The organism is Paenibacillus rubinfantis (genome assembly GCF_001486505.1).
GTDB classification, from domain to species: domain Bacteria; phylum Bacillota; class Bacilli; order Paenibacillales; family Paenibacillaceae; genus Fontibacillus; species Fontibacillus rubinfantis.
The window spans coordinates 639,854-659,366 of sequence record NZ_LN909065.1 but is presented as its reverse complement, the minus strand read 5'-3'; the positions used below and the strand labels follow the sequence as shown (position 1 = coordinate 659,366).

General features: G+C 55.5%; 16 protein-coding genes. 12 read left to right on the top strand and 4 right to left on the bottom strand.

What is annotated here, in order from left to right; all coding sequences use genetic code 11:
- Positions 1 to 71: 71 nt before the first annotated feature.
- Positions 72 to 1,142, bottom strand: coding sequence for a calcium/proton exchanger (gene cax, locus BN3277_RS14490; protein ID WP_059043779.1), 1,071 nt, complete (start codon positions 1,140 to 1,142; stop codon positions 72 to 74).
- A gap of 137 nt (positions 1,143 to 1,279) precedes the next feature.
- On the opposite strand from cax, the gene BN3277_RS14485 reads away from it, so the two are divergent.
- The gene (locus BN3277_RS14485) at positions 1,280 to 1,642 is read left to right on the top strand and encodes an Asp23/Gls24 family envelope stress response protein (protein ID WP_016311598.1); all 363 of its coding nucleotides are present in this window, start codon (positions 1,280 to 1,282) and stop codon (positions 1,640 to 1,642) included.
- A gap of 127 nt (positions 1,643 to 1,769) precedes the next feature.
- Here the strand turns inward: BN3277_RS14485 and ftsW are convergent, their stop codons facing one another.
- Positions 1,770 to 3,023: a putative lipid II flippase FtsW gene (ftsW, locus tag BN3277_RS14480; protein ID WP_059043778.1), complete on the bottom strand. Its 1,254-nt coding sequence runs from the start codon at positions 3,021 to 3,023 to the stop codon at positions 1,770 to 1,772.
- A 12-nt stretch (positions 3,024 to 3,035) separates the two neighbouring features.
- The gene (locus BN3277_RS14475; protein WP_059043776.1) at positions 3,036 to 3,377 is read right to left on the bottom strand and encodes a YugN family protein; all 342 of its coding nucleotides are present in this window, start codon (positions 3,375 to 3,377) and stop codon (positions 3,036 to 3,038) included.
- A gap of 225 nt (positions 3,378 to 3,602) precedes the next feature.
- Between BN3277_RS14475 and BN3277_RS14470 the strand changes: the two genes are divergently transcribed.
- From BN3277_RS14470 to BN3277_RS14430, 9 genes are all read left to right on the top strand, one after another.
- Positions 3,603 to 4,772: a M20 family metallopeptidase gene (locus BN3277_RS14470; protein WP_059043775.1), complete on the top strand. Its 1,170-nt coding sequence runs from the start codon at positions 3,603 to 3,605 to the stop codon at positions 4,770 to 4,772.
- Positions 4,773 to 4,817: 45 nt separating this feature from the next.
- Complete coding sequence (locus tag BN3277_RS14465) at positions 4,818 to 5,240, top strand: CBS domain-containing protein (RefSeq protein ID WP_059043773.1); 423 nt, start codon at positions 4,818 to 4,820, stop codon at positions 5,238 to 5,240.
- 94 nt (positions 5,241 to 5,334) lie between these two features.
- The gene (locus tag BN3277_RS14460; protein WP_059043771.1) at positions 5,335 to 7,029 is read left to right on the top strand and encodes a DNA repair helicase XPB; all 1,695 of its coding nucleotides are present in this window, start codon (positions 5,335 to 5,337) and stop codon (positions 7,027 to 7,029) included.
- Positions 7,026 to 8,918, top strand: coding sequence for a helicase-associated domain-containing protein (locus BN3277_RS14455; RefSeq protein WP_059043769.1), 1,893 nt, complete (start codon positions 7,026 to 7,028; stop codon positions 8,916 to 8,918). Before BN3277_RS14460 ends, BN3277_RS14455 begins: the two co-directional genes overlap by 4 nt.
- A gap of 108 nt (positions 8,919 to 9,026) precedes the next feature.
- Positions 9,027 to 9,464, top strand: coding sequence for a YlbF/YmcA family competence regulator (locus BN3277_RS14450; RefSeq protein WP_059043767.1), 438 nt, complete (start codon positions 9,027 to 9,029; stop codon positions 9,462 to 9,464).
- 92 nt (positions 9,465 to 9,556) lie between these two features.
- The gene (locus BN3277_RS14445; RefSeq protein WP_059043766.1) at positions 9,557 to 9,820 is read left to right on the top strand and encodes a YlbG family protein; all 264 of its coding nucleotides are present in this window, start codon (positions 9,557 to 9,559) and stop codon (positions 9,818 to 9,820) included.
- Positions 9,821 to 10,096: 276 nt separating this feature from the next.
- Positions 10,097 to 10,534 (top strand): hypothetical protein, encoded by a 438-nt coding sequence (locus BN3277_RS14440; RefSeq protein ID WP_059043764.1) that lies wholly within the window; start codon positions 10,097 to 10,099, stop codon positions 10,532 to 10,534.
- A 115-nt stretch (positions 10,535 to 10,649) separates the two neighbouring features.
- Positions 10,650 to 11,555 carry a selenium metabolism-associated LysR family transcriptional regulator gene (locus tag BN3277_RS14435; RefSeq protein WP_059044827.1) on the top strand — a complete coding sequence of 302 codons (906 nt, stop codon included), beginning with the start codon at positions 10,650 to 10,652 and terminating at the stop codon, positions 11,553 to 11,555.
- Positions 11,556 to 11,586: 31 nt separating this feature from the next.
- A complete protein-coding gene (locus tag BN3277_RS14430; protein ID WP_059043762.1) occupies positions 11,587 to 12,471 on the top strand; it encodes a PHP domain-containing protein in 885 nt (294 codons plus the stop codon).
- Between the two features lie 1,284 nt (positions 12,472 to 13,755).
- Here BN3277_RS14430 and BN3277_RS14425 read toward each other — a convergent pair.
- The gene (locus BN3277_RS14425) at positions 13,756 to 15,525 is read right to left on the bottom strand and encodes an Rqc2 family fibronectin-binding protein (RefSeq protein ID WP_059043760.1); all 1,770 of its coding nucleotides are present in this window, start codon (positions 15,523 to 15,525) and stop codon (positions 13,756 to 13,758) included.
- 201 nt (positions 15,526 to 15,726) lie between these two features.
- Here BN3277_RS14425 and BN3277_RS14420 point away from each other — a divergent pair, with 201 nt between their 5' ends.
- Together BN3277_RS14420 and dapF are read left to right on the top strand one after the other, a co-directional pair.
- Entirely contained in the window at positions 15,727 to 18,531 is a 2,805-nt protein-coding gene (locus BN3277_RS14420) for a calcium-translocating P-type ATPase, SERCA-type (RefSeq protein WP_059043758.1), read from the top strand.
- A 71-nt stretch (positions 18,532 to 18,602) separates the two neighbouring features.
- Entirely contained in the window at positions 18,603 to 19,439 is an 837-nt protein-coding gene (dapF, locus tag BN3277_RS14415) for a diaminopimelate epimerase (protein WP_059043756.1), read from the top strand.
- Positions 19,440 to 19,513 lie beyond the last annotated feature (74 nt).

Genomic DNA, 19,513 nt, shown 5'->3' with positions numbered 1-19,513 from the left:
AAATAATACAAGCGTATGTTTTCGGAAGCCTCCGAAAGCATACGCTTGTTTTGTTTTCCCGTTCGTAGGTTTTAGACGAGATAGAACGAGACGCCGAGAATGGCATACACCGCTAAGAGCAGCAAGCCTTCATACCAGTTGGTTTGCCCGTCCTGGGTAATCGATTTGGCGATAAACACCGAAACGCCAATCGCGGCCAGCTCGATGACGGTGAAGACGATATCCATCGGCTTGCCAAACAGGTGGCTGACGAAGATCAACACCGGCGCAACAAACAGCGCGATCTGCAAGCTGGAACCGACAGCGATTTCCACGGCCGCGCCGATCTTGTTCTTCATCGCCAGCATGATGGCAGCGCTGTGCTCGGCGGCATTGCCGACAATCGCGACGACAAAAGCCCCAACAAACAGCTCGCTCAGCCCGAAATCAGCGGTCAGCGTATCCAACGTATGTACAAGCCATTCACTGACGAACGCAACCATGACGGTGGCGAGCACCAGGTACAGGATCGAACGTCCTTTCGACCAGGTTGGAGCATGTTCATGCGGAAGCTCTTCGGCTTCCTTCTCGCTGATATCCGCAAGATAGTTCTTGTGCGTGATCATGGAGAAGACCAGCCAGAGGATGTAGGCGACGATCAAAATCCCGGCGACAACCAAGCTGAGCGAGGAGCGATCCTCTTCGTGCAGCACGTGGGTTTGCAGGAAAATCGCCGGAACGAACAAAGCGATTATCGCCACGATCATCAGCGAGCCGTTCATGCCGGCCAGGGTCACGTTGTATTTCTGCACCTTATACTTGAGACCGCCGGCAAACAAGCTAAGTCCAAGCACGAGCAGCAGGTTGCCGATGATGGAACCGGTGATGCTGGCCTTCACCATATCGAACAGCCCTTCACGGACCAGCATGATCGCAATGATTAATTCGGCGGCATTGCCGAAAGTGGCATTTAGGAAGCCGCCCAGCCGTTGGCCTGCGAAATGCGCCACGCTTTCCGTTGCCCGGCCGAGAAAGCCCGCCACCAAGATCACGGCGATCGCGGAGATGATGAATTCCAAAGTTGCCGGCCAATGCGCATAATGCCCGATGGCACTAAGTGCAAAGAAAATCAGCAACAAGGCGGGAGAGATATACTTTTTCATGGAACACCTCGAGTTAGTCATTTTTTGGCAAAAGCCGAATGTAACAATTTTACTCAAAAAGTTGTGAAAGGTCCACATTTGCTTTAAATCGACTTCCGATTTACAATGAAATTAATGAGGTTGAAGGAGGAATGACCATGACCGAACAACTGCAGTTGGATAATGGGCTGATTCGGATTTCAGACGATGTCGTCGCGAAAATCGCCGGAATGGCCGCTCTGGAGACACCGGGGATTGCCGCAATGTCCGGCGGGCTGTCTGAGGGCTGGGCAAAACGGTTAAGCGGCAAAAATGTGCAAAAAGGTGTGACGGTTGAGGTCGGTCAATTGGAGGCGGCGATTGACCTGCGAATTATCGTGCTATATGAGACGCCGATCCACGAGGTTTGCCGGATGCTTCAGCAAAATGTTCGAGAAGCGGTAGAAAGCATGACGGGGCTTAAAATTGTAGAAGTGAACGTGAAAGTTGAGGGCGTAGCGTTTAAGGACGATGAGATCTAATCGATCCATCCTTGACCTTCTGCAGCATATAGAGTTTCGCTTTCGGCCTCGAATGACCGGACGGCAGGTATAAACGCAAAGAAGACTACGAACCTTACGGCTCGTAGTCTTCTTTGTTTGGGTTTCCTTACAGTCCGCGTCGGGCTTGGCTGCGCATTTCGAATGGTGTTGATTCGCGGATGACCACCGATTTGGTGCGTTCCTGTTTCACCGGCAGGGACGATTCGCGAGAGATACTAAGCACGATGCCCATCGAGACCATCGTGACGAGCAGCGATGAGCCGCCGTAACTGATGAAGGGCAGGGTGACGCCGGTCACCGGAATCGTGTTGGTGACGCCGCCGATGTTGACAAACGCCTGAATGGCGATCAACCCCATGATACCAACCCCGGCCAGCGTGCCAAACGTGCTATGGCAGCGCAGCGAAACCAGCAGTCCTCGCCAAATGAAGTAAATATAGAATAACAGGAAGATCAGAGTCCCGATAAATCCGAATTCCTCGCCGATAACGGAGAAGATGAAATCATTGTACGCATTCGGTAAATAGTGCAGCTTCTGAATCCCTTGTCCAAATCCAGTCCCGGTTAATCCCCCATGGCCGATCGCGGTAAGCGATTGGATCAGGTTGTATCCGGTTCCCTGGGTATCATGCCAGGGGTCCAAAAAGGCTTCGATCCGGCCCATCCGATAATCGCTGCCAGCTGCAACGGTGGGATCGGGCGGGTTAATCTTGTCCCACAACGCCCCGACGCCAAGCACGATGCTGGCGCCAAACACGAGCAGCCCGATGGAGCCAAGAATATGCTTTAGGTTGGCGCCGCCGGCGAAAATAATCAGCCCGGCCGTAGCGACGAGAATGAGACAGGAGCCCAGGTCCGGCTGGAGCATGATCAAGCCGGCGACAAAGCCAACGATCACCATCACCGGGATGTACCCGGTTCTTAAATCCCGAAACCGCTCGCCTTTCTTGGAAATGAGGGCCGATAGATACAAAATCGTCGTGATTTTGGCCAGCTCCGTCGGTTGGATCCCGAGCGTACCAATCGTGAACCAGCTGGTTGCGCCATTAATCCGTCCGCCGATGAACGGGACGAGAACCAGCATGATGATGGCCAAAATAAAAATAGGAATAAACAGCTTCTTATATTTCTCATAGGGGATATTCATCGTCACGAACATGCCGACAAGCCCAATCAAGCCAAATATAATTTGCCGTTTGGTAAAGTACATCGGGTCATAGCCGAAATTTTCGTTGACCAGCGTAATGCTGGAGCTGGAGCTGAACACCATGACGATTCCGAAACCGACCATCAGCAAGGTCAAAATGAGCAATTGAAAATCGGGGGCTCCGCGTCTGGGTTTCTCTGTGCCTTCTTTCATCGCCGCTACCGCTTAGGCCTCAAGAAGTTCCTTTAATTCCGTCAATTTATGATTGGCGGTCTTCATCACCAGCGCAGGAATTTCCGATTCATACTCCAATCCATGCGGAAAAGTGGCCCGCCCCATGTAGACCGCTTCGATTGCCAGTACCGTATCCGGACGTTCCAGTTTGCCTTCTACCGCCCGCGTGTTGATGCGGAGGTAATAGTCGCTGTTATTGTATTCGATTTTGAAATCGTATGTAGCACGGTAATATTCCCATTGCCAGCGTACGAAACCAACCTTATCCGCTGCTTCGTCCAAGAATGCCAAATCGCTTTGCAGTCCGTCCAATCCGGTATTTTCCACGATCATTGTAAAGAGTGCCCCCTTAAAATATTGGTTCAAAAGTTCGCAGTCAAATTGTGAACTTTCCTCAAACTTATCACACTTATCCCCATGATATTATGTTTCCATCGGTTGTGCAAGCATGGGAAAACCTCGCAAATCAATGATTTCTCGCAAGGTTGATCTGATCTACGAACCCGTTTTCTGCTACAATAAGTGAAATAAGATCGTGGGAGAAAAAGGAGTGGGACAATGGAGGAGAAGCTGTTGAGCGAGTTGTTTCCGTCCATGGTGGAGCGGCGGCGGCATTTTCACCGCCATCCGGAGCTTTCCTTCATGGAAAAGGGGACGTCGGCGAAAATCGCCGGCATCTTGCAGAAGTTGGGGATAGAAACGACCGTCAATGTCGGCGGATTTGGCCTCGTGGCTCATATCCGGGGAGAGCTTCCCGGCAAAACGGTGGCGCTTCGGGCCGATATGGACGCGCTGCCGATCCAGGACGAGAAAACCTGCGAATACGCCTCGCAGCAGCCCGGCGTGATGCACGCCTGCGGTCATGACGGGCATACCGCAACGCTGCTGGCGCTGGCGGAATATTATAGCCGGACTAAGGCGAAGCTGCGCGGGGAGATTCGCCTGATCTTCCAACCGGCGGAAGAGGTATGCCCCGGCGGGGCGAAATCGATGATTGAGGAAGGGGCGCTGGACGGGGTGGACGTCATTTACGGGGTACACCTGTGGACGCCCGTTCCAGTCGGCACCGTGGCGAGCGCGCCGGGACCACTGATGGCCTCGACCGATGAATTTTTTATCGATGTTCAAGGACGCGGGGGGCATGGGGGGATGCCGCACAAAACGGTGGACAGCGTCGTTGCAGCCTCGGCTCTGGTGCTTCAGCTGCAAAGCGTGGTCAGCCGATCGGTGGATCCGTTGGATCCGGCCGTTGTGACAATTGGCTCCATCCAGGGCGGTACGGCGCAAAATATCATCGCCGACCGCTGCCGGCTGTCCGGTACGGTCCGGTGCTTCCGCGAGGAGACGAGGGCGCTGATTCGCGAACGCATCCATGGCTTGGCCCAAAACACCGCGGCGGCGTACGGCGCGGAAGCCCACATCAACTATATGATGGGTTATCCCAGCCTGGTGAACGATGAGGGGGAATACCGGCGATTTATGCAGGTGGCTCCCGGTGTGTTTGGCTTGCGGGCCGAGCTGTCGCCAAAGATCATGCCGGCGGAGGATTTCGCTTACTATTTGCAGCAGGTGCCCGGATGCTTCATGTTAGTGGGGGCGGGAAACCCTGAGAAGGGCGCCATTTACCCGCACCATCACCCGAAATTCGACATTGACGAGGACGCCATGCTGCACGCGGCGGGTCTGCTGGCCGCCATGGCGGAATCCTATCAGAACGAGCACGCATAAACTGAATCTTTCTTTGGCACGCTATGTCCGAAGGAGGGATTCACGTTGAAAAAAGTTAGCGAAATCATGACCCATGATGTCGTGACCGTGACGCCAAAGGACAATGTCTACGAAGTGGCGGTTAAAATGAAAGAAAACGACACGGGTTTTATTCCGGTGGTCGAAGGCGGCGATAAACTGATCGGCGTCATCACCGACCGGGATTTGGTGATCCGCGGCATCGCCGAGAAACGCCCGGGCTCCACGGCGGTGGCTGAAGTGATGACCAAAGGGATCAAGACCGCCTCTCGCGAGATGTCGGTGGATGAAGCGGCTGAACTGATGGCCCAGCAGCAAGTTCGCCGGCTTCCGGTGTGCGAAGGCGATCGCTTGATCGGGATCGTATCGATCGGCGATATGGCCGTTCGTCATATTTTTGCCGACAATGCGGGGGAAGCTTTGTCCGAAATTTCGGAGCAGGTGCACTAGGACGAAGAGGAACAAGCGGGAGAGGTTCGCGGCTGTGGCGGCGGACTTCTCTTTTTGCTGGCTGCGGCCGGAAGACCTAAAGGAGGGCAAACCGATGAATGAAACGGGAGCTTGCATCGTTCAGCGAGATTTGACGGTGCTGCTGGAGAAGGAACATCCCGGCTTCGAAACGGCACGGGAGCAGTTGTCCCATTATGCTGAGTTGGTGAAGAGCCCGGCCTATTACCATACATATCGTATTACTCCGCTTACGTTATGGCATGCCGCTTCCTGCGGATTCACCGCGGACGGGGTGCTGGAAGAACTCACGTCCATGGCCCGGTATGGTCTGCCAAGCGGTGCTGCCGAGGATATCCGCCGGTGGATAGACCGGTATGGGCAGTTCAAACTGCGTCCGGTTCCCGGTGAACCGGAGCAACTGGAATTGGAGTACAACGGGGCCGGGGAGTTCGGCCTGCTGGAGCGGGTGGCGGCTCAACTGGTTTTGCCGGCAGGAACATGGAACTTAACGGATGAGCGCCATCTTCGTCTACCCGCCTCTAAACGTGGCTACTTAAAACAGGAGCTTGCCCGGCTAGGTTATCCCGTGCTCGACGAGGCCGGGTATCACCAAGGCCGTACCCTTGAGTTTGCGTTCCGGCAGGAGTTGGCCGAAGGCCGGCCGTTCCGGCTTAGACCTTATCAACAGGAGGCAGTTTCCGCATTTGCCGGCAAGGCGGACGACGGCGGCAGCGGTGTGGTCGTGCTCCCCTGCGGCGCGGGAAAAACTGTGGTTGGTTTGGCGGCGATGGAGCAGTTTCAGTGCGAGACGCTGATCCTAACCTCCAACGTGACTTCGGTCCGCCAATGGATTTCCGAGCTAACCTCCAAGACCACGCTGCCCGCGGAGGCGATCGGGGAATATTCGGGCGAGAAGAAGCAGGTAAAGCCGGTTACCGTGTCCACCTATCAAATTCTGACCCATCGCACGCGCAAAGAGGAAGGCTTTAAGCATATGTCTTTGTTTAACGAACGCGACTGGGGCCTGATTATTTATGATGAAGTACATTTGCTTCCGGCGCCGATCTTCCGCGCGACGGCCGACATTCAGGCGACGAGACGCCTGGGCTTGACCGCCACTCTGATTCGCGAGGACGGCTGCGAGCGGGACGTCTTCTCCCTGATCGGGCCAAAACGGTACGATGTCCCGTGGCGAACCCTCGAAGAGAGCGGGTTTATCGCCCAGGTGGATTGCCAGGAAATTAGGGTGTCGATGCCCGAACCTCATCTGGATCGATACGTTATGGCCGAAGGGCGGGAGAAGTTTCGCATCGCTGCGGAGAATCCGTACAAGAACGAGATCGTGCGGCGGCTCCTGGACCGGCATCGGGGCCGTCAGGTGCTGATTATCGGGCAGTATTTGGACCAGTTGCAAAGCATCGCCAGGGATCTTCAGGTTCCGCTCATCACCGGCAGTACGCCGCAAGCGGAACGAGGCCGATTGTTCCAAGCGTTCCGCGAAGGGGAACTGCCGGTGTTGGCGGTGTCCAAAGTCGCCAATTTCGCGGTGGATTTGCCGGATGCGTCCGTGGCGATCCAAATTTCCGGGAGCTTTGGCTCGCGGCAAGAGGAGGCGCAGCGTCTGGGCCGGATTCTCCGGCCGAAGCGGGACGGCGGACGGGCTTATTTTTATACGATCGTATCGGAGAATACTCGGGAGCAGGAATTTGCGCTGCGGCGACAGTTATTCCTGCTGGAGCAAGGATACGAATATGCGGTACAGCGGGAATCTGAGGGGGTGGAAGCATGAGCTGGGGATCGGGAACGCCGGCCTTTGAAGGTTATTCTCCGTTGGAGAGGGTGGACGAGCCCCTTATGGACAGAGCGGAGATCGAGGCGCTCCGGCTCCTGTTTCATCGATATGCGGGCCAGCCGTTTAAGCTGGAGCAGGTCAACGCCGCAGCGGCCGGAAGCGTCAGCGGGGCGGAGCTTCGCGCGGCGCTCCCTGCGCTGCTGCGCTCCGGAGCTATCTCCGCAGTGCGCAAAGCCTGGGGCGAGAAGCTGTATTATTTACCGCTGGACCGGCTGCTAAGCATGGTGAACGCATGGGGGTATGTGGAGCTGCGAGAGCAGGATCCGGCGCGTGTTGAGCTGAGCCGGGAAGCGAAACCCGGCCTGGCGCTGGATCTGTTCCGCGCACTAACCTGGATTTCCGGCAACGGGTTGCGAATGACAGCGAAGGGGACAATCCATCAGAAGGAATGCAGTAAGTTGGAAGATCGGTTGGCGATAAAAGCTGAGGACCTCGTCGGTCTGCGGCTGAAGTTTCCGCATGCGGACGTCTATTCACCCGCCCTTGCCGTCGTGCTGGACCTGCTGCAGGCCTTGGGGCTAATCGCTAAAGAGCGGGCAATCTGGCGGATTCATCCTCCGGGATTGGCAGCCTGGCTGTCCTTGGACCTGTCGGCGATGAATCTCGTCCTGCTGCGTGAGCTGCTGCAGCGTTATGTCCCGGCTGACGCCGGACTGCAGCATGTCGCCTTGCGATTGGCAGCCCCGGACCTCAAACCCGGTGTCTGGTATGCGCTGGAGGAGCTGCTTGGTTCGCTCCAGGATCAGGGTCTGCTGGGATTGGAGGGCGAACCGACGCCGGAGCGCGCAGCCTGGATCGAAGGGTGGCTGGAAGCCCTTTGCGGCTGCGGTTGGCTGGAGCTTGGCCGCCATCCGGAGGACGGCGCGATGTTCCGTTGGCTGATCGAACGGGATACATCCGCTTCGGTGGCCTCCGCTACGACGAAGGGGAAGCTGATCGTACAGCCCGATTTCGAGCTGTTCGTCCCGCCGGACGTTCCGTTTGCCGTCCGGTTCGAGCTAGAGGCCTGCGCTGAGCTGGTCTCCTCTGGCGTGATGAGCGTCTACCGCTTGACGCGCTCGGGCTTGGAGCAAGCTTGCCGGCTCGGACGTACGGCGCAGGAGATTCTGCAGCTGCTAGAGGCGCATTCCGCCTTCGTACCGGAACCTGTTCGCGATGCCTTGCTCCAGTGGGGGCGGGAAATCGGCCGGACGACGCTGGCCGATGCGAAGCTACTCAGCTGTGCGGATGCGGACGCCGCGGATCGTATCGCCAGCCTGTCGCAGCTGGCAGACCAGGTGAAGCGAATCGGGCCGCTTCATTTTCTCGTGAATCCGGATCGCGAGGCGGAGGTCTTGAAGATCCTGGACGGTGAGCGATTGGCGCCGGTTCATCGGCGAACGTCAGATCCCGACGAGCCGACATATCCGAAGCTGGCGGAAGTGCTGACGGAGGATGGCGAGGCGTTTACGCGGCAGGACGGCCAGGGGTGGATCTATCAAGGTGCGGATTTGCATTTTTACGAGCCGGAGCTCGGTTCGCCAAGCGTTGAGGAATTGTTTCCGGGATTGTCCGAAATCCCCGCTATGTGGTGGAAGGAGCTGCGTAGATATCACGCTTCGACGGCCCGGGAGCTGGTGGAACGCGCCTTGGCTTGGCGAACCAAGCTCATGCTGCAAATCGGCGGGGAGACGGTGCTTGGCGTGCCACTTGTAGCGGAAGGGGATGCAGATTGGCGCGTAAAGTTGCGGTTGCTTTCTTCTTCCGGGAATCCGGAGCAGGAAACCGTGCTCTCTCCCGAAGATTGGCAAGCGATTCGCTTGATCTTGCCGGCAGGAATACGCTAAACGGGAGATTAGGAAGGATGAACCTCTTCTGCTCGCTAAAGGATTGTGGTATGATAATGTCGTCTACCTAAGGTAGAACAATAACCGCAAAAGCGAGATGAAAAATTCATGAGCGTAATCGCAAAGAACACGGTCGACATGGCCGCAGTGCTGACAAACGCCTATGAATTAGGCGATATGATAAATCAATCCGCCGCCGTTTCCGATTACTTGTATTGGAAGCAGCGCGTGGAGGAGGATAGCGAGATTCAGGCATGGGTCAAGAAGCTGGAGGCTCAGAAGGAGCTGTTCCGGGAGACCGAGCGCTTTGGACACTTTCACCCCAACTATCACGAGGCCAAGGATAAAGTGGCTGAGGTCGAGCGGGAATTAGAGCGTTTCGAGGCGGTCCGCAGCTTTAAAGCAGCGGAGGCCGAACTGGATGACATTCTCCACCAGATGTCGGAAATGATTGCTTATGCCGTTTCCGATACGATCAAGGTGCCAAGCAATGATCCGAACCCCAAAGGCGGATGTGGCAGCGGCGGAAGTTGCGGCTGCGGCTAATGGCATAGGCAGTAGCCGAAAATTCCGGAAGAAGCGGCAGTACCGCGACTTTCCGGAATTTTCAATAGTTGAGGAACGGGAGGGGGAAAGTCATGTTTCCGGAGCGTACAGGCTATATCATTTGGGTAAGCGACTTAAAAGCAGCAAGGAACTTGGATAAATACGGAAGCGTGCATTATCTGTCCCGACGCATGCATTATGTCGTGATGTATGTGAACGCCGACCGGGCGGAGGAAACGATGCGGAACATTCGCAAGCTTTCCTACGTGCGCAAAATCGAGCGGTCGTACCGTGGGGAGATCAAAACCGAATACAGCAAGGATGTCCCGGACAAAACCCGCTTCTACGGATTGTAGAAATCGGAGGACCACAAAGCAACCGGAACGTCGAGGCCGCGCAGCGATTCATTCGTTGCGCGGCTTTTTTTTGCGAGAAAAACACTTATAGGACAAATGACTCGGGTCAGTGAATAGGCCAAAGGTTCCAAGAAACTCCTTTTTCTTGGAAAAATAGCGCTTTGATCTTGTGGAAAATTAGGGACTGATGTAATATAATAGGCGAAAGTGCTTAGTTAAAAAGACCTAATTCGTAAATCTTCTATTTTTACAGACCTATTTAATGTGAGGTGCGGCATGAGAGACAGGGCAACGGAACGCTGGAGAACCTATGAATCCTTCCATATTACGCTAGGGGACAAGAGAGTTGCCGACATCGTAGTGACCAATCATGCTAAGCTCCGATATCAGGACCGGATCGATCGGGACAACATCGGTTTTGAACAGATTGCCGGATGGGCTTGGGAATGCTTGAAACAGGGACGGATTACGCCGTACTACCGGAAGGAAGAGGATGTCTATCTGATTGATGACGATCTTGTGATGGTGGCTGAATTCGCGGAAATTCCCGGCGAGTTCGATCTTTCCGGTCGCCCGATGCATCGCATGATCATCGTAACCTTTCTGGGGCGGATGTCGGAGACCATCGAACTGCGCGATTTGAAATCCTATTATTCCTGGCTTCGCCATTCCCGTCGGATGACGCTGATGAAGAACAGTCGTAAGCGCCGCTAGGGTGCCAAAGGAAGAAGATACAGACGATATGGAATCCAGCATGCCGGGAAGCGGCATGCTTTTTTTGTTGGCCCGGGCATGCTATTGTAAGGGAAAGAAAGGGGAGTGCCGGACGATGGCGTTGAACTACCACCAGCTTCATATCTTCTATACGGTGGCGCAGCGGGGCAGCTTCTCGGCAGCGGCCCAGTCGCTGCACATGACACAGCCTGCGGTCACGATGCAAATCCAATCGCTGGAGGACTATTTTGGCACCAAGTTGCTGATCCGATCCACGAAAAAAATCGAACTCACGGAAGCCGGTCAAACCTTGCTTCCGTTTGCGCGCCAAAGTGTGGAACTCATTCGCGAAACGGAGCAGGCCATGTCGCGGCATACGTCCATGCTGGAGGGGCGGCTGCAGCTTGGCTCCAGCCTGACGATCGGGGAATACGTCCTGCCCCGTTTGTTGGGCCCATTCGGACAGCGGTATCCGCATATCTCGGTCGTTATGAAGGTGATCAATACGACGCAAATTATTGAGGAGATCATGAACCACCAGTTGAACTTCGGTTTGGTTGAAGCGCCGGTTCAGCATCCGGACATGGTATCCGAGCCCGTCATGGAGGATGAGCTGAAGCTAATCGTTCCCGCCGGTCACCCGTTGTCCGGGAGAAGGACCGTTACGGTGGAGGAAGCGATTCAGTATCCGTATGTGCTGCGGGAGAAGGGCTCCGGCACCCGGCAGGTGATGGAGGACGAAATGCGGAGGCGGGGCGTCGATATTGGCCAAATCCGCACCGTAATGGAGCTCGGCAGCACCGGGGCGGTAAAATCCGCGGTCGAGGCCGGGATTGGCATCACGATTATTTCACCGAGCTCCGTTAAGCATGAGAAAGCGCTCGGACTGCTGGAGGTGCTGGATATCGAAGGGCTGTCGTTCAAGCGGATGTTTTATTCGATCCATTTGAAATCTACGTTGCTGCCGGTAACTGCGGTGACATTTTTGACGTTCCTGCGGGAGTTTCCGCAAACCACTTAAAAATGATGGTGAACACAAAGGATGGGATAGCATGGAACCACAATCGGCAAGCGATCGGTATGACCTGCATTCACATACCCAAGCTTCGGACGGGATGAATAAGCCGGCGGAAAATGTGAGGTTGGCGAAGGAGAAAGGGCTAACGGGCTTAGCCATTACGGATCACGATACCGTCGCCGGGATCGAAGAGGCTCTGAAGGCTGGGAAGGAGTTTGGCGTAGACGTTGTCCCCGGGATCGAGATCAGCACCCGTGCCGGAGGCAAAGACATTCACGTGCTGGGGTACTTCCTGAATCTCGAGGATCAACGGCTGCAGGAACGCTTGTCCCGGCTTCGTTCGGTTCGGGAGGAGCGGAATGAGCTGATCATCGCCAAGCTGCAGCAATTAGGCCTTGAAATTACGCTGGAGGAAGTGAAGGCCGGGCTGGCCCGGCCGCTGCGTCCAGAGGAAAGCCTGGGCCGGCCCCATATCGCCGATGTGCTCGTCCACAAGGGGTATGTGGCTGATATGCGGGAGGCGTTTGAGCGGTATTTGGCCGAAGGCAAACCGGGATACGCCTCGCTGCCGCGCATTGCGCCGGAGGAAGCGATCGCGTGGATCCGCGAGGGAGGCGGCGCGTCGGTGCTGGCTCACCCGGGGTTGTACGGGGACGACGAGCTGGTGCGGTCCATCCTGGAAGGCGGGAAGCCGGACGGGATTGAAGTGTATCACTCCGACCATGGGCCGGAGGAGGAGCTCCGTTATGCCGCGATGGCCGAGCAGTACGGGCTGATCGTAACCGGCGGGTCCGATTATCACGGTGAGCGGCAGGGCGTTGTTTTTCACGGCGATTTGGGCGGACGTACGGCTCCGCCGGGGACGGTGGAACGGCTGAAACAGGCGGCGGCAGCGGCCAGACGGGTGGAGAAGAATTAATAAAACGTAACGGTGGTCCAAAGGGTTTATGAATCGATAAACCCTTATGGAGCACCGTTTTTTATTATTGGGCGGCGGAAAGGTGGGGTTTTTGGGGGATGAAATGTAAAAGTGCAGTTCAATTCGCGGAAAAGCAGGTGTTTTGGAGAATGAAGTGTAAAAGTGCAGTCCGGTAGACGTTAAACCGTTCAAGTCCCATGTTACGCCGAGAATCAACTGTACTTTTACATTTGATTGACCCAATTTGGCGGTTTTGGATGGGTTTCAACTGCACTTTTACATTTTGGCCTTCTACTGCGGGTGGATTTCCCGCAAGCTGCAAGCTGCAGCCATTGATAATGAACTATCGGCGATCGGACATCAGTTAACCACTAACAGCCACCAAGCAGTCTGAGTCATTAGTAAGAACTGAAAAAAACGGTGGTCCAAAGGGTCTGTGAATCGATGAACCCTTGTGGAGCACCGTTTTTTATTATTGAGCGGCGGAAAGGTGTGGGTTTTTGGGGGATGAAATGTAAAAGTGCAGTTCAATTTACGAAAAAGCAGGTATTTTGGAGAATGAAGTGTAAAAGTGCAGTCCGTTATAGGTTAAACCGTTCAAAACCCATGTTCCGCCGAGAATCAACTGTACTTTTACATTTGGTTGACCCAATTTGGCGGTTTTGGATGGGTTTCAACTGCACTTTTACATTTTGGCCTTCTACTGCGGGTGGATTTCCCGCAAGCTGCAAGCTGCAGCCATTGATAATGAACTATCGGCGATCAGACATCAGTTAACCACTAACAGCCACCAAGCCGTAAGTTAATAGTAATCAGCCACAGTAACTAGTCAGCACCAACACCCGCGCCGAGCGGTTATCAGTAATGTTCAACATTCACCAGTAATTAGTCAGCACCAACACCCGCGCCGAGCGGTTATCACCAACATTCTACATTCGCCAGTAATTAGTTAGCACCCAATACCCGTACCCAGCAGTCACCAGTAACCTTCAACATTCACCAGTCAACAGTCACCAGCCCTCCGGTAATACCAACATTCACTAGTCCCAGTAACAGTCTATAGTCAGTTACTAGAATCAGTCAGATGTCAACCAAGCACCAATCACGCACCAACCAACAACCAACAATCAACAACCAATCCTCAATCACAAATCAAAATCACAAATCGCAAATCGCAAATCACAAATCACAAATCGCAAATCAAAATCAAAATCACAAATCAAAATCACAAATCAAAATCACAAATCAAAATCACAAATCAAAATCACAAATCAAAATCACAAATCAACCGTTCTTCACCGTGTTCGGCAACGCCTTGATCAGCTGCTCATCCGGCGTGACGTACAACGTCCGCTGGTGATCGTAAATGACGAAGCCGGGTTTGGCGCCGCTGGGCTTGCGGACGTGACGGATCAGCGTGCAGTCGACCGGGACGCTGCTGGATTGCTTCGCCTGGCTGAAGTAGGCGGCCAGCTGCGCAGCTTCGTTTAATGTTGCATCGCCGTACGACTCGCTGCGAATCAGCACGTGCGAACCCGGGATATCCTTCGTATGGAGCCAGGTATCGTTCGGTTTGCCAAGGCGATTCGTGACGTATTCGTTTTGCAGGTTGTTTTTGCCAACGTAAATTTCGATGCCCTCCGACGAAGTATAGACGTGCAGCGTCGGACGGTCGGTTTTTTTCTTCTTCTTGCCCCGTTTGGCCCGATCCCGCAAGTATCCCTGCTGGGTCAGTTCCTCGCGAATCTCGTCGATATCGCTTAACGTCGCATCGTTCAGTTGCTGCAGCAAGCCTTCGAGATAAGTGATTTCCCCTTTAGCCAACTCCATCTGCTCGTCGATGACGGCGAGGCTGTTCTTAAATTTGTTGTATTTCTTAAAATAACGCTGGGCGTTCTCCGACGGCGTCAGCAGGGGATCCAGCGGGATCGTCTCCATCCCTTGCTCCTCATCGTAGTAGTTGACCAGCTCCACACTAGCGTCGCCCTTGCGGATCGCATGCAGCGAAGGAAGCAGCAACTCGCCCCAGATGCGGTAGCGCTCGGCATCCTCGGCTTCGTTTAAATCCTGCTCTAGATTGGTCAGCTTCTTCAGGTTCTTGTTGCGCTCGTTTTGCAGGAAGCGCAGCAGGTCGCTCGTCTTTTGCTTGACTGTATCCCGCAGCGCCTTATCCCCGTAGTAATCCTCCATACATTCGCTGATCGAAGGATAGGTGCGAATCTCCCCGTGGGCGGTCGTGAGCCGGACGGCGGAGAAGATGCTTTTCCCTTTGGCGTTCTCACCGGTCATAGGTGTGTACTTCTGGTCGCGAACCTCTTGCATCAATCCGTCAAAAGCCACCCACACCCGTCCCGCTTCCTCCGGGTTCAGCCCAATCTCTATCGCCACGCCGCTTCCCCCGGCGCGGGCATAGATTTCGCCGGCGATCAGCGGGCTCAGCCCGCCGAAGGCGCCGACCAGCCAGCCGCTGCCGGTGCCATTGCCCTCGGCTGCCGCCGCTTGCCAGGCAGCCAGAAAAGCAGCTCGATCCACCTCAAGCGGATCGAGCTTATGCTGCTCCGGAGGTGCCGTATAGGCAAAGCCGGGCATGACGACCCGATAGCCGGAAATCGCCGGTGTCACATGGTGAATTCCGTCCAGCTGGGTGCCGGTAGCCGGGTCAACCAGAATGATGTTGCTGTGCCGTCCCATCAATTCGATAATAATCCGCTTGATGGACAAATCCCCCAGTTCGTCGCGCGTGCGGACGTCGATATGGATAATGCGCTCCATGCCGACCTGCGCTACGGCTTCGATCGTCCCGCCCTCGCAATGCTTGCGCAGCAGCATGCAGAACATCGGCGCCTCCAGCGGATTCGGGAACAACGCCTCCGTGAAATGAACCCGCGGATACGTTGGGTTGGCCGACAGCAGGAGCCGCTTATTGCCGGCCTGCGTGCGCAGGTGAAAGACGAGATCGCTTGCTGCGGGTTGATGTATTTTATTGATTCGACCGCCAATGCAGGCTTGAAGCTCATGTACGATCGCTCTAGTTACGATGCCGTCGAGTGCCATTTTATGATATTCTCCTGTTCTTCTTCTCTATGGAATGAAAGAGGTTGTTCCGCTAGGAAGCCCCCCTCTATGATGCCATACTTCGAGCAAAAACTTAAGGGCTCTCCTTGTGATAATTTAGGACGGGCCGGAATACATTTACCCTAGGTGGAAAAGCCTTCACGCCGATACTGCATAATAAACGGAAGGGGAATAAGGAGGATGGAACAAAAAAACTGGCACCAGTGGAGCAGCGAGGCGCTTCTGGAACGCTTCGGCGTCACGCGTGAACAGGGCCTGACCGATGAAGAAGCGCAGAAGAGACGCGAGGAGACCGGCTGGAACGAGCTGCAGGAAGGAGAGCGTATCTCCCCGATCCTGCTGTTTCTGAACCAGTTCAAGGATTTTATGATGCTGGTGCTGATGGGCGCCACGCTCATTTCCGGTTTTCTCGGCGAATATCTGGATGCCATCACGATCATCGCCATCATTATTCTGAACGGGGTGCTTGGATTCATCCAGGAATTCCGCGCGGAACGTTCCCTGCGGGCGCTGAAAGAGCTGTCCGCGCCCCATGCCAACGTGCTGCGCCAAGGTGTCGTCAAGAACATTCAGGCCAGGGAATTGGTTCCGGGGGATATCGTCCTGCTGGAGAGCGGGGACCGGATTCCGGCCGATATCCGCTGGTTGTCCACGAACAGCCTGGACGTGGAAGAATCCGCTTTGACAGGCGAATCGCACCCGGTAGGCAAACATGCGGGAGTGTTAAGCGAAAGCGATGTTCCGCTGGGCGACCAGAAGAATGTCGGCTTCATGGGCACGATGATTACCCGCGGAACGGGCCGGGGGATTGTCATTCGCACGGGTATGGACACCGAGATGGGCAAAATCGCCGACCTGATCCAAAATACCGAGGTCCAGGATACGCCGCTGCAACGGCGTCTGGAGCAACTTGGCAAAATTTTGATTTATATGGCGTTGGGCTTAACCGTCGTTGTGGTGCTGCTGGGGATCCTGCAAGGGCAGCCGGCGAACAGCATGTTCTTCGCGGGCGTCAGCCTGGCGGTAGCCGCGATTCCGGAAGGCTTGCCGGCGATCGTGACGATCGCGTTGGCGCTCGGCGTGCAGCGTATGATCAAACGCAAGGCGATCGTCCGGAAGCTGCCGTCGGTGGAGACGTTGGGCTGTGCCACGGTCATTTGCTCGGACAAAACAGGCACGTTGACCCAGAACAAAATGACCGTTACCCGGCTGTGGTTGGAGGGCCGATCACTGGAAGTAACGGGCGAAGGATACGAGCCGGTTGGCAACATTCTGGACCAAGGCATGCCTGTCGATTTGCGCAAGGATCAAAGCTTGCGCCGGCTGCTGCAGATCAGCGCCTTGTGCAGCAACGCGGTGATTTATGACGATGATCCGGAGAAGCGCGGGCGCCGCAAGACGAAGGAAGAAGCCGCCGTAACCGGACCGGTTTGGAAGCTGAAGGGCGACCCAACCGAGGGCGCGCTGGTTACGCTGGCCTCCAAAATGGGCTTGTCGCCGGCAACCTTAAGCGGGATTTACGTTCGCGACCAAGAGTTTCCTTTTGATTCCAAACGCAAGCGAATGTCCGTGATCGTCTCCAACCAAGGCGGCAAAATGGCGCTCGTCAAAGGCGCGCCGGACATGCTGCTCGAGCGCTGCTCGTATATTTTGTGGGAAGGTAAAGTCGTTCCCTTCACCGGGACGTTCCGGCAGAAGGTGCAAGCGGCCAATGAGCAAATGGCACGCAGCGCGCTGCGTGTGCTGGGCATGGCCTACCGCGACCTGAAGCCGAAGGACGGCGCAGACGATGAGGATCACGTGGAATCGCAACTGATCTTCGTTGGCTTGACCGGGATGATCGATCCGCCGCGCCGCGAAGCGCGGGACGCGATTACCGTCTGCCGCCGCGCGGGCATCAAAACGGTGATGATTACCGGCGACCATGGGCTGACCGCCGAAGCGATCGCTGCCGATCTCGGCATATTGCCGCGGGGTGGCTCCTCGATGTCGGGGCAACAGCTGGAGGTGCTGAGTGACGAGGAACTGGAGAAGCAGGTAGAGAACGTCTATGTCTATTCCCGGGTGTCTCCAGAGCATAAGCTGCGGATCGTGAAGGCGCTGCAGCGGAACGGGCACGTCGTGGCGATGACCGGAGACGGGGTAAACGATGCGCCGGCCATCAAGGCGGCCGATATCGGCATCGCCATGGGCATGACCGGGACGGACGTGTCCAAGGAAGCGTCCTCGCTGATCTTAAGCGACGACAACTTCACGTCGATCGTCGCCGCCATTGAGGAAGGCCGCAGCATTTATGAGAACATCCGCAAATTCATCCGTTATTTGCTGGCCTCCAATGTCGGCGAGATTTTGACGATGTTCTTCGCCATGCTGGCCGGATTACCGCTGCCGCTGCTGCCGATTCAGATTCTGTGGGTCAACCTGGTGACCGACGGGTTGCCGGCGATGGCGCTGGGCGTCGATCAGCCGGAGAAGGATCTGATGGAGCACAAGCCGCGCGGCGCGAACGAGAACATTTTTGCTCGGCGGTTAGGCTGGAAGATCATCAGCCGCGGGGTGTTGATCGGTTTATGTACACTGGGCGCTTTCTGGCTGACGCTGCGGGTTGCGCCAAGCGATCCGGCCCAGTTGGTCAAGGCGCAATCGGTCGCCTTCGCCACGCTGGTGATGGCGCAGCTGATCCATGTGTTTGATTGCCGCAGCTCGCGTTCGATTTTCCACCGCAACATTTTGCAAAATAAGTATCTGGTCGCGGCCGTTCTCTCGTCCATCGTGCTGCTGCTTGGCGTAATGTATATCGAACCGCTGCAGCCGATTTTCAAAACGGTACCGCTGGGCACGCGGGAGTGGGCAATCACGCTGGTGGCCGCAGGTATTCCGACCTTCCTGATGGGTGCGGGCAGCGTCTGGTCGGGCAAGCGGAACCGGCGTACAAGCGGACCCCGTCCGTTCGTCACCGCGAAAAGTACAAATATTCGTGCATAAAATCAATAGCTTTTGCACCGGGCAAAAGCTAGACTAACCCTATCATTTAACAACGCAGGAGATGGGTTAGTATGGAATTTACGAAAATGCACGGACTAGGCAACGACTTTCTAGTATTTTATGGCGAACATGTGCTGCCGGATAACGTCTCCGAGCTGGCGATTCGGTGGTGTGACCGTTATTTTGGGGTCGGCGGGGACGGATTGGTGTTTATCCTCCCGTCGGACAAAGCGGATTTCAAAATGCGCATCATCAATTCGGACGGAACGGAAGCCGAGCAATGCGGCAATGCGATCCGTTGCGTATCCAAATACGTCTATGACCGCGGTTTGATCAACAAAGAGCACGTGACGATTGAAACGTTGGGGGCGGGGGTTCAGCAGGTTACTTTGCAGGTTGAAAATGGGACCGTCAAGACGGTTCGGGTGGATATGGGGGAACCGATTTTGGATGGTTTAACCGTGCCGACGACCTTGGACCAAAATCCGGTGCTGGGTCAACCAATCGAGACGAACGGCCAAGAATTTACGTTTACGGCCGTCTCCATGGGCAATCCACACTGTGTGATTTACGTCGACGATGCACCGAATTTCGATTTGGCGACGTGGGGGCCGAAGCTGGAGGTACACCCGTATTTCCCGCGCAAGATTAACGTGGAATTCGCCACTGTGACAAATCGTCAGCGGGTGGAGATGCGCGTATGGGAACGCGGAGCGGGCCCAACGCTGGCTTGCGGCACAGGCGCCTGTGCCACGCTGGTCTCCTCCGTGCTGAACGGTTTGACAGATCGGGCTGCCTGGATCGGCTTGAAGGGCGGCGATCTGTTCATCGAATGGGATGAACGCGACAATCACGTGTACATGACCGGCCCGGCAGAAGCGGTCTACGAAGGTTCCATCGAAATTTAAACGGTTCGTCCTCGTCATTCAGATCTGCAATAAGCCGGAACCCCGCAGCGGGTTCCGGCTTATTAGCGTTATCG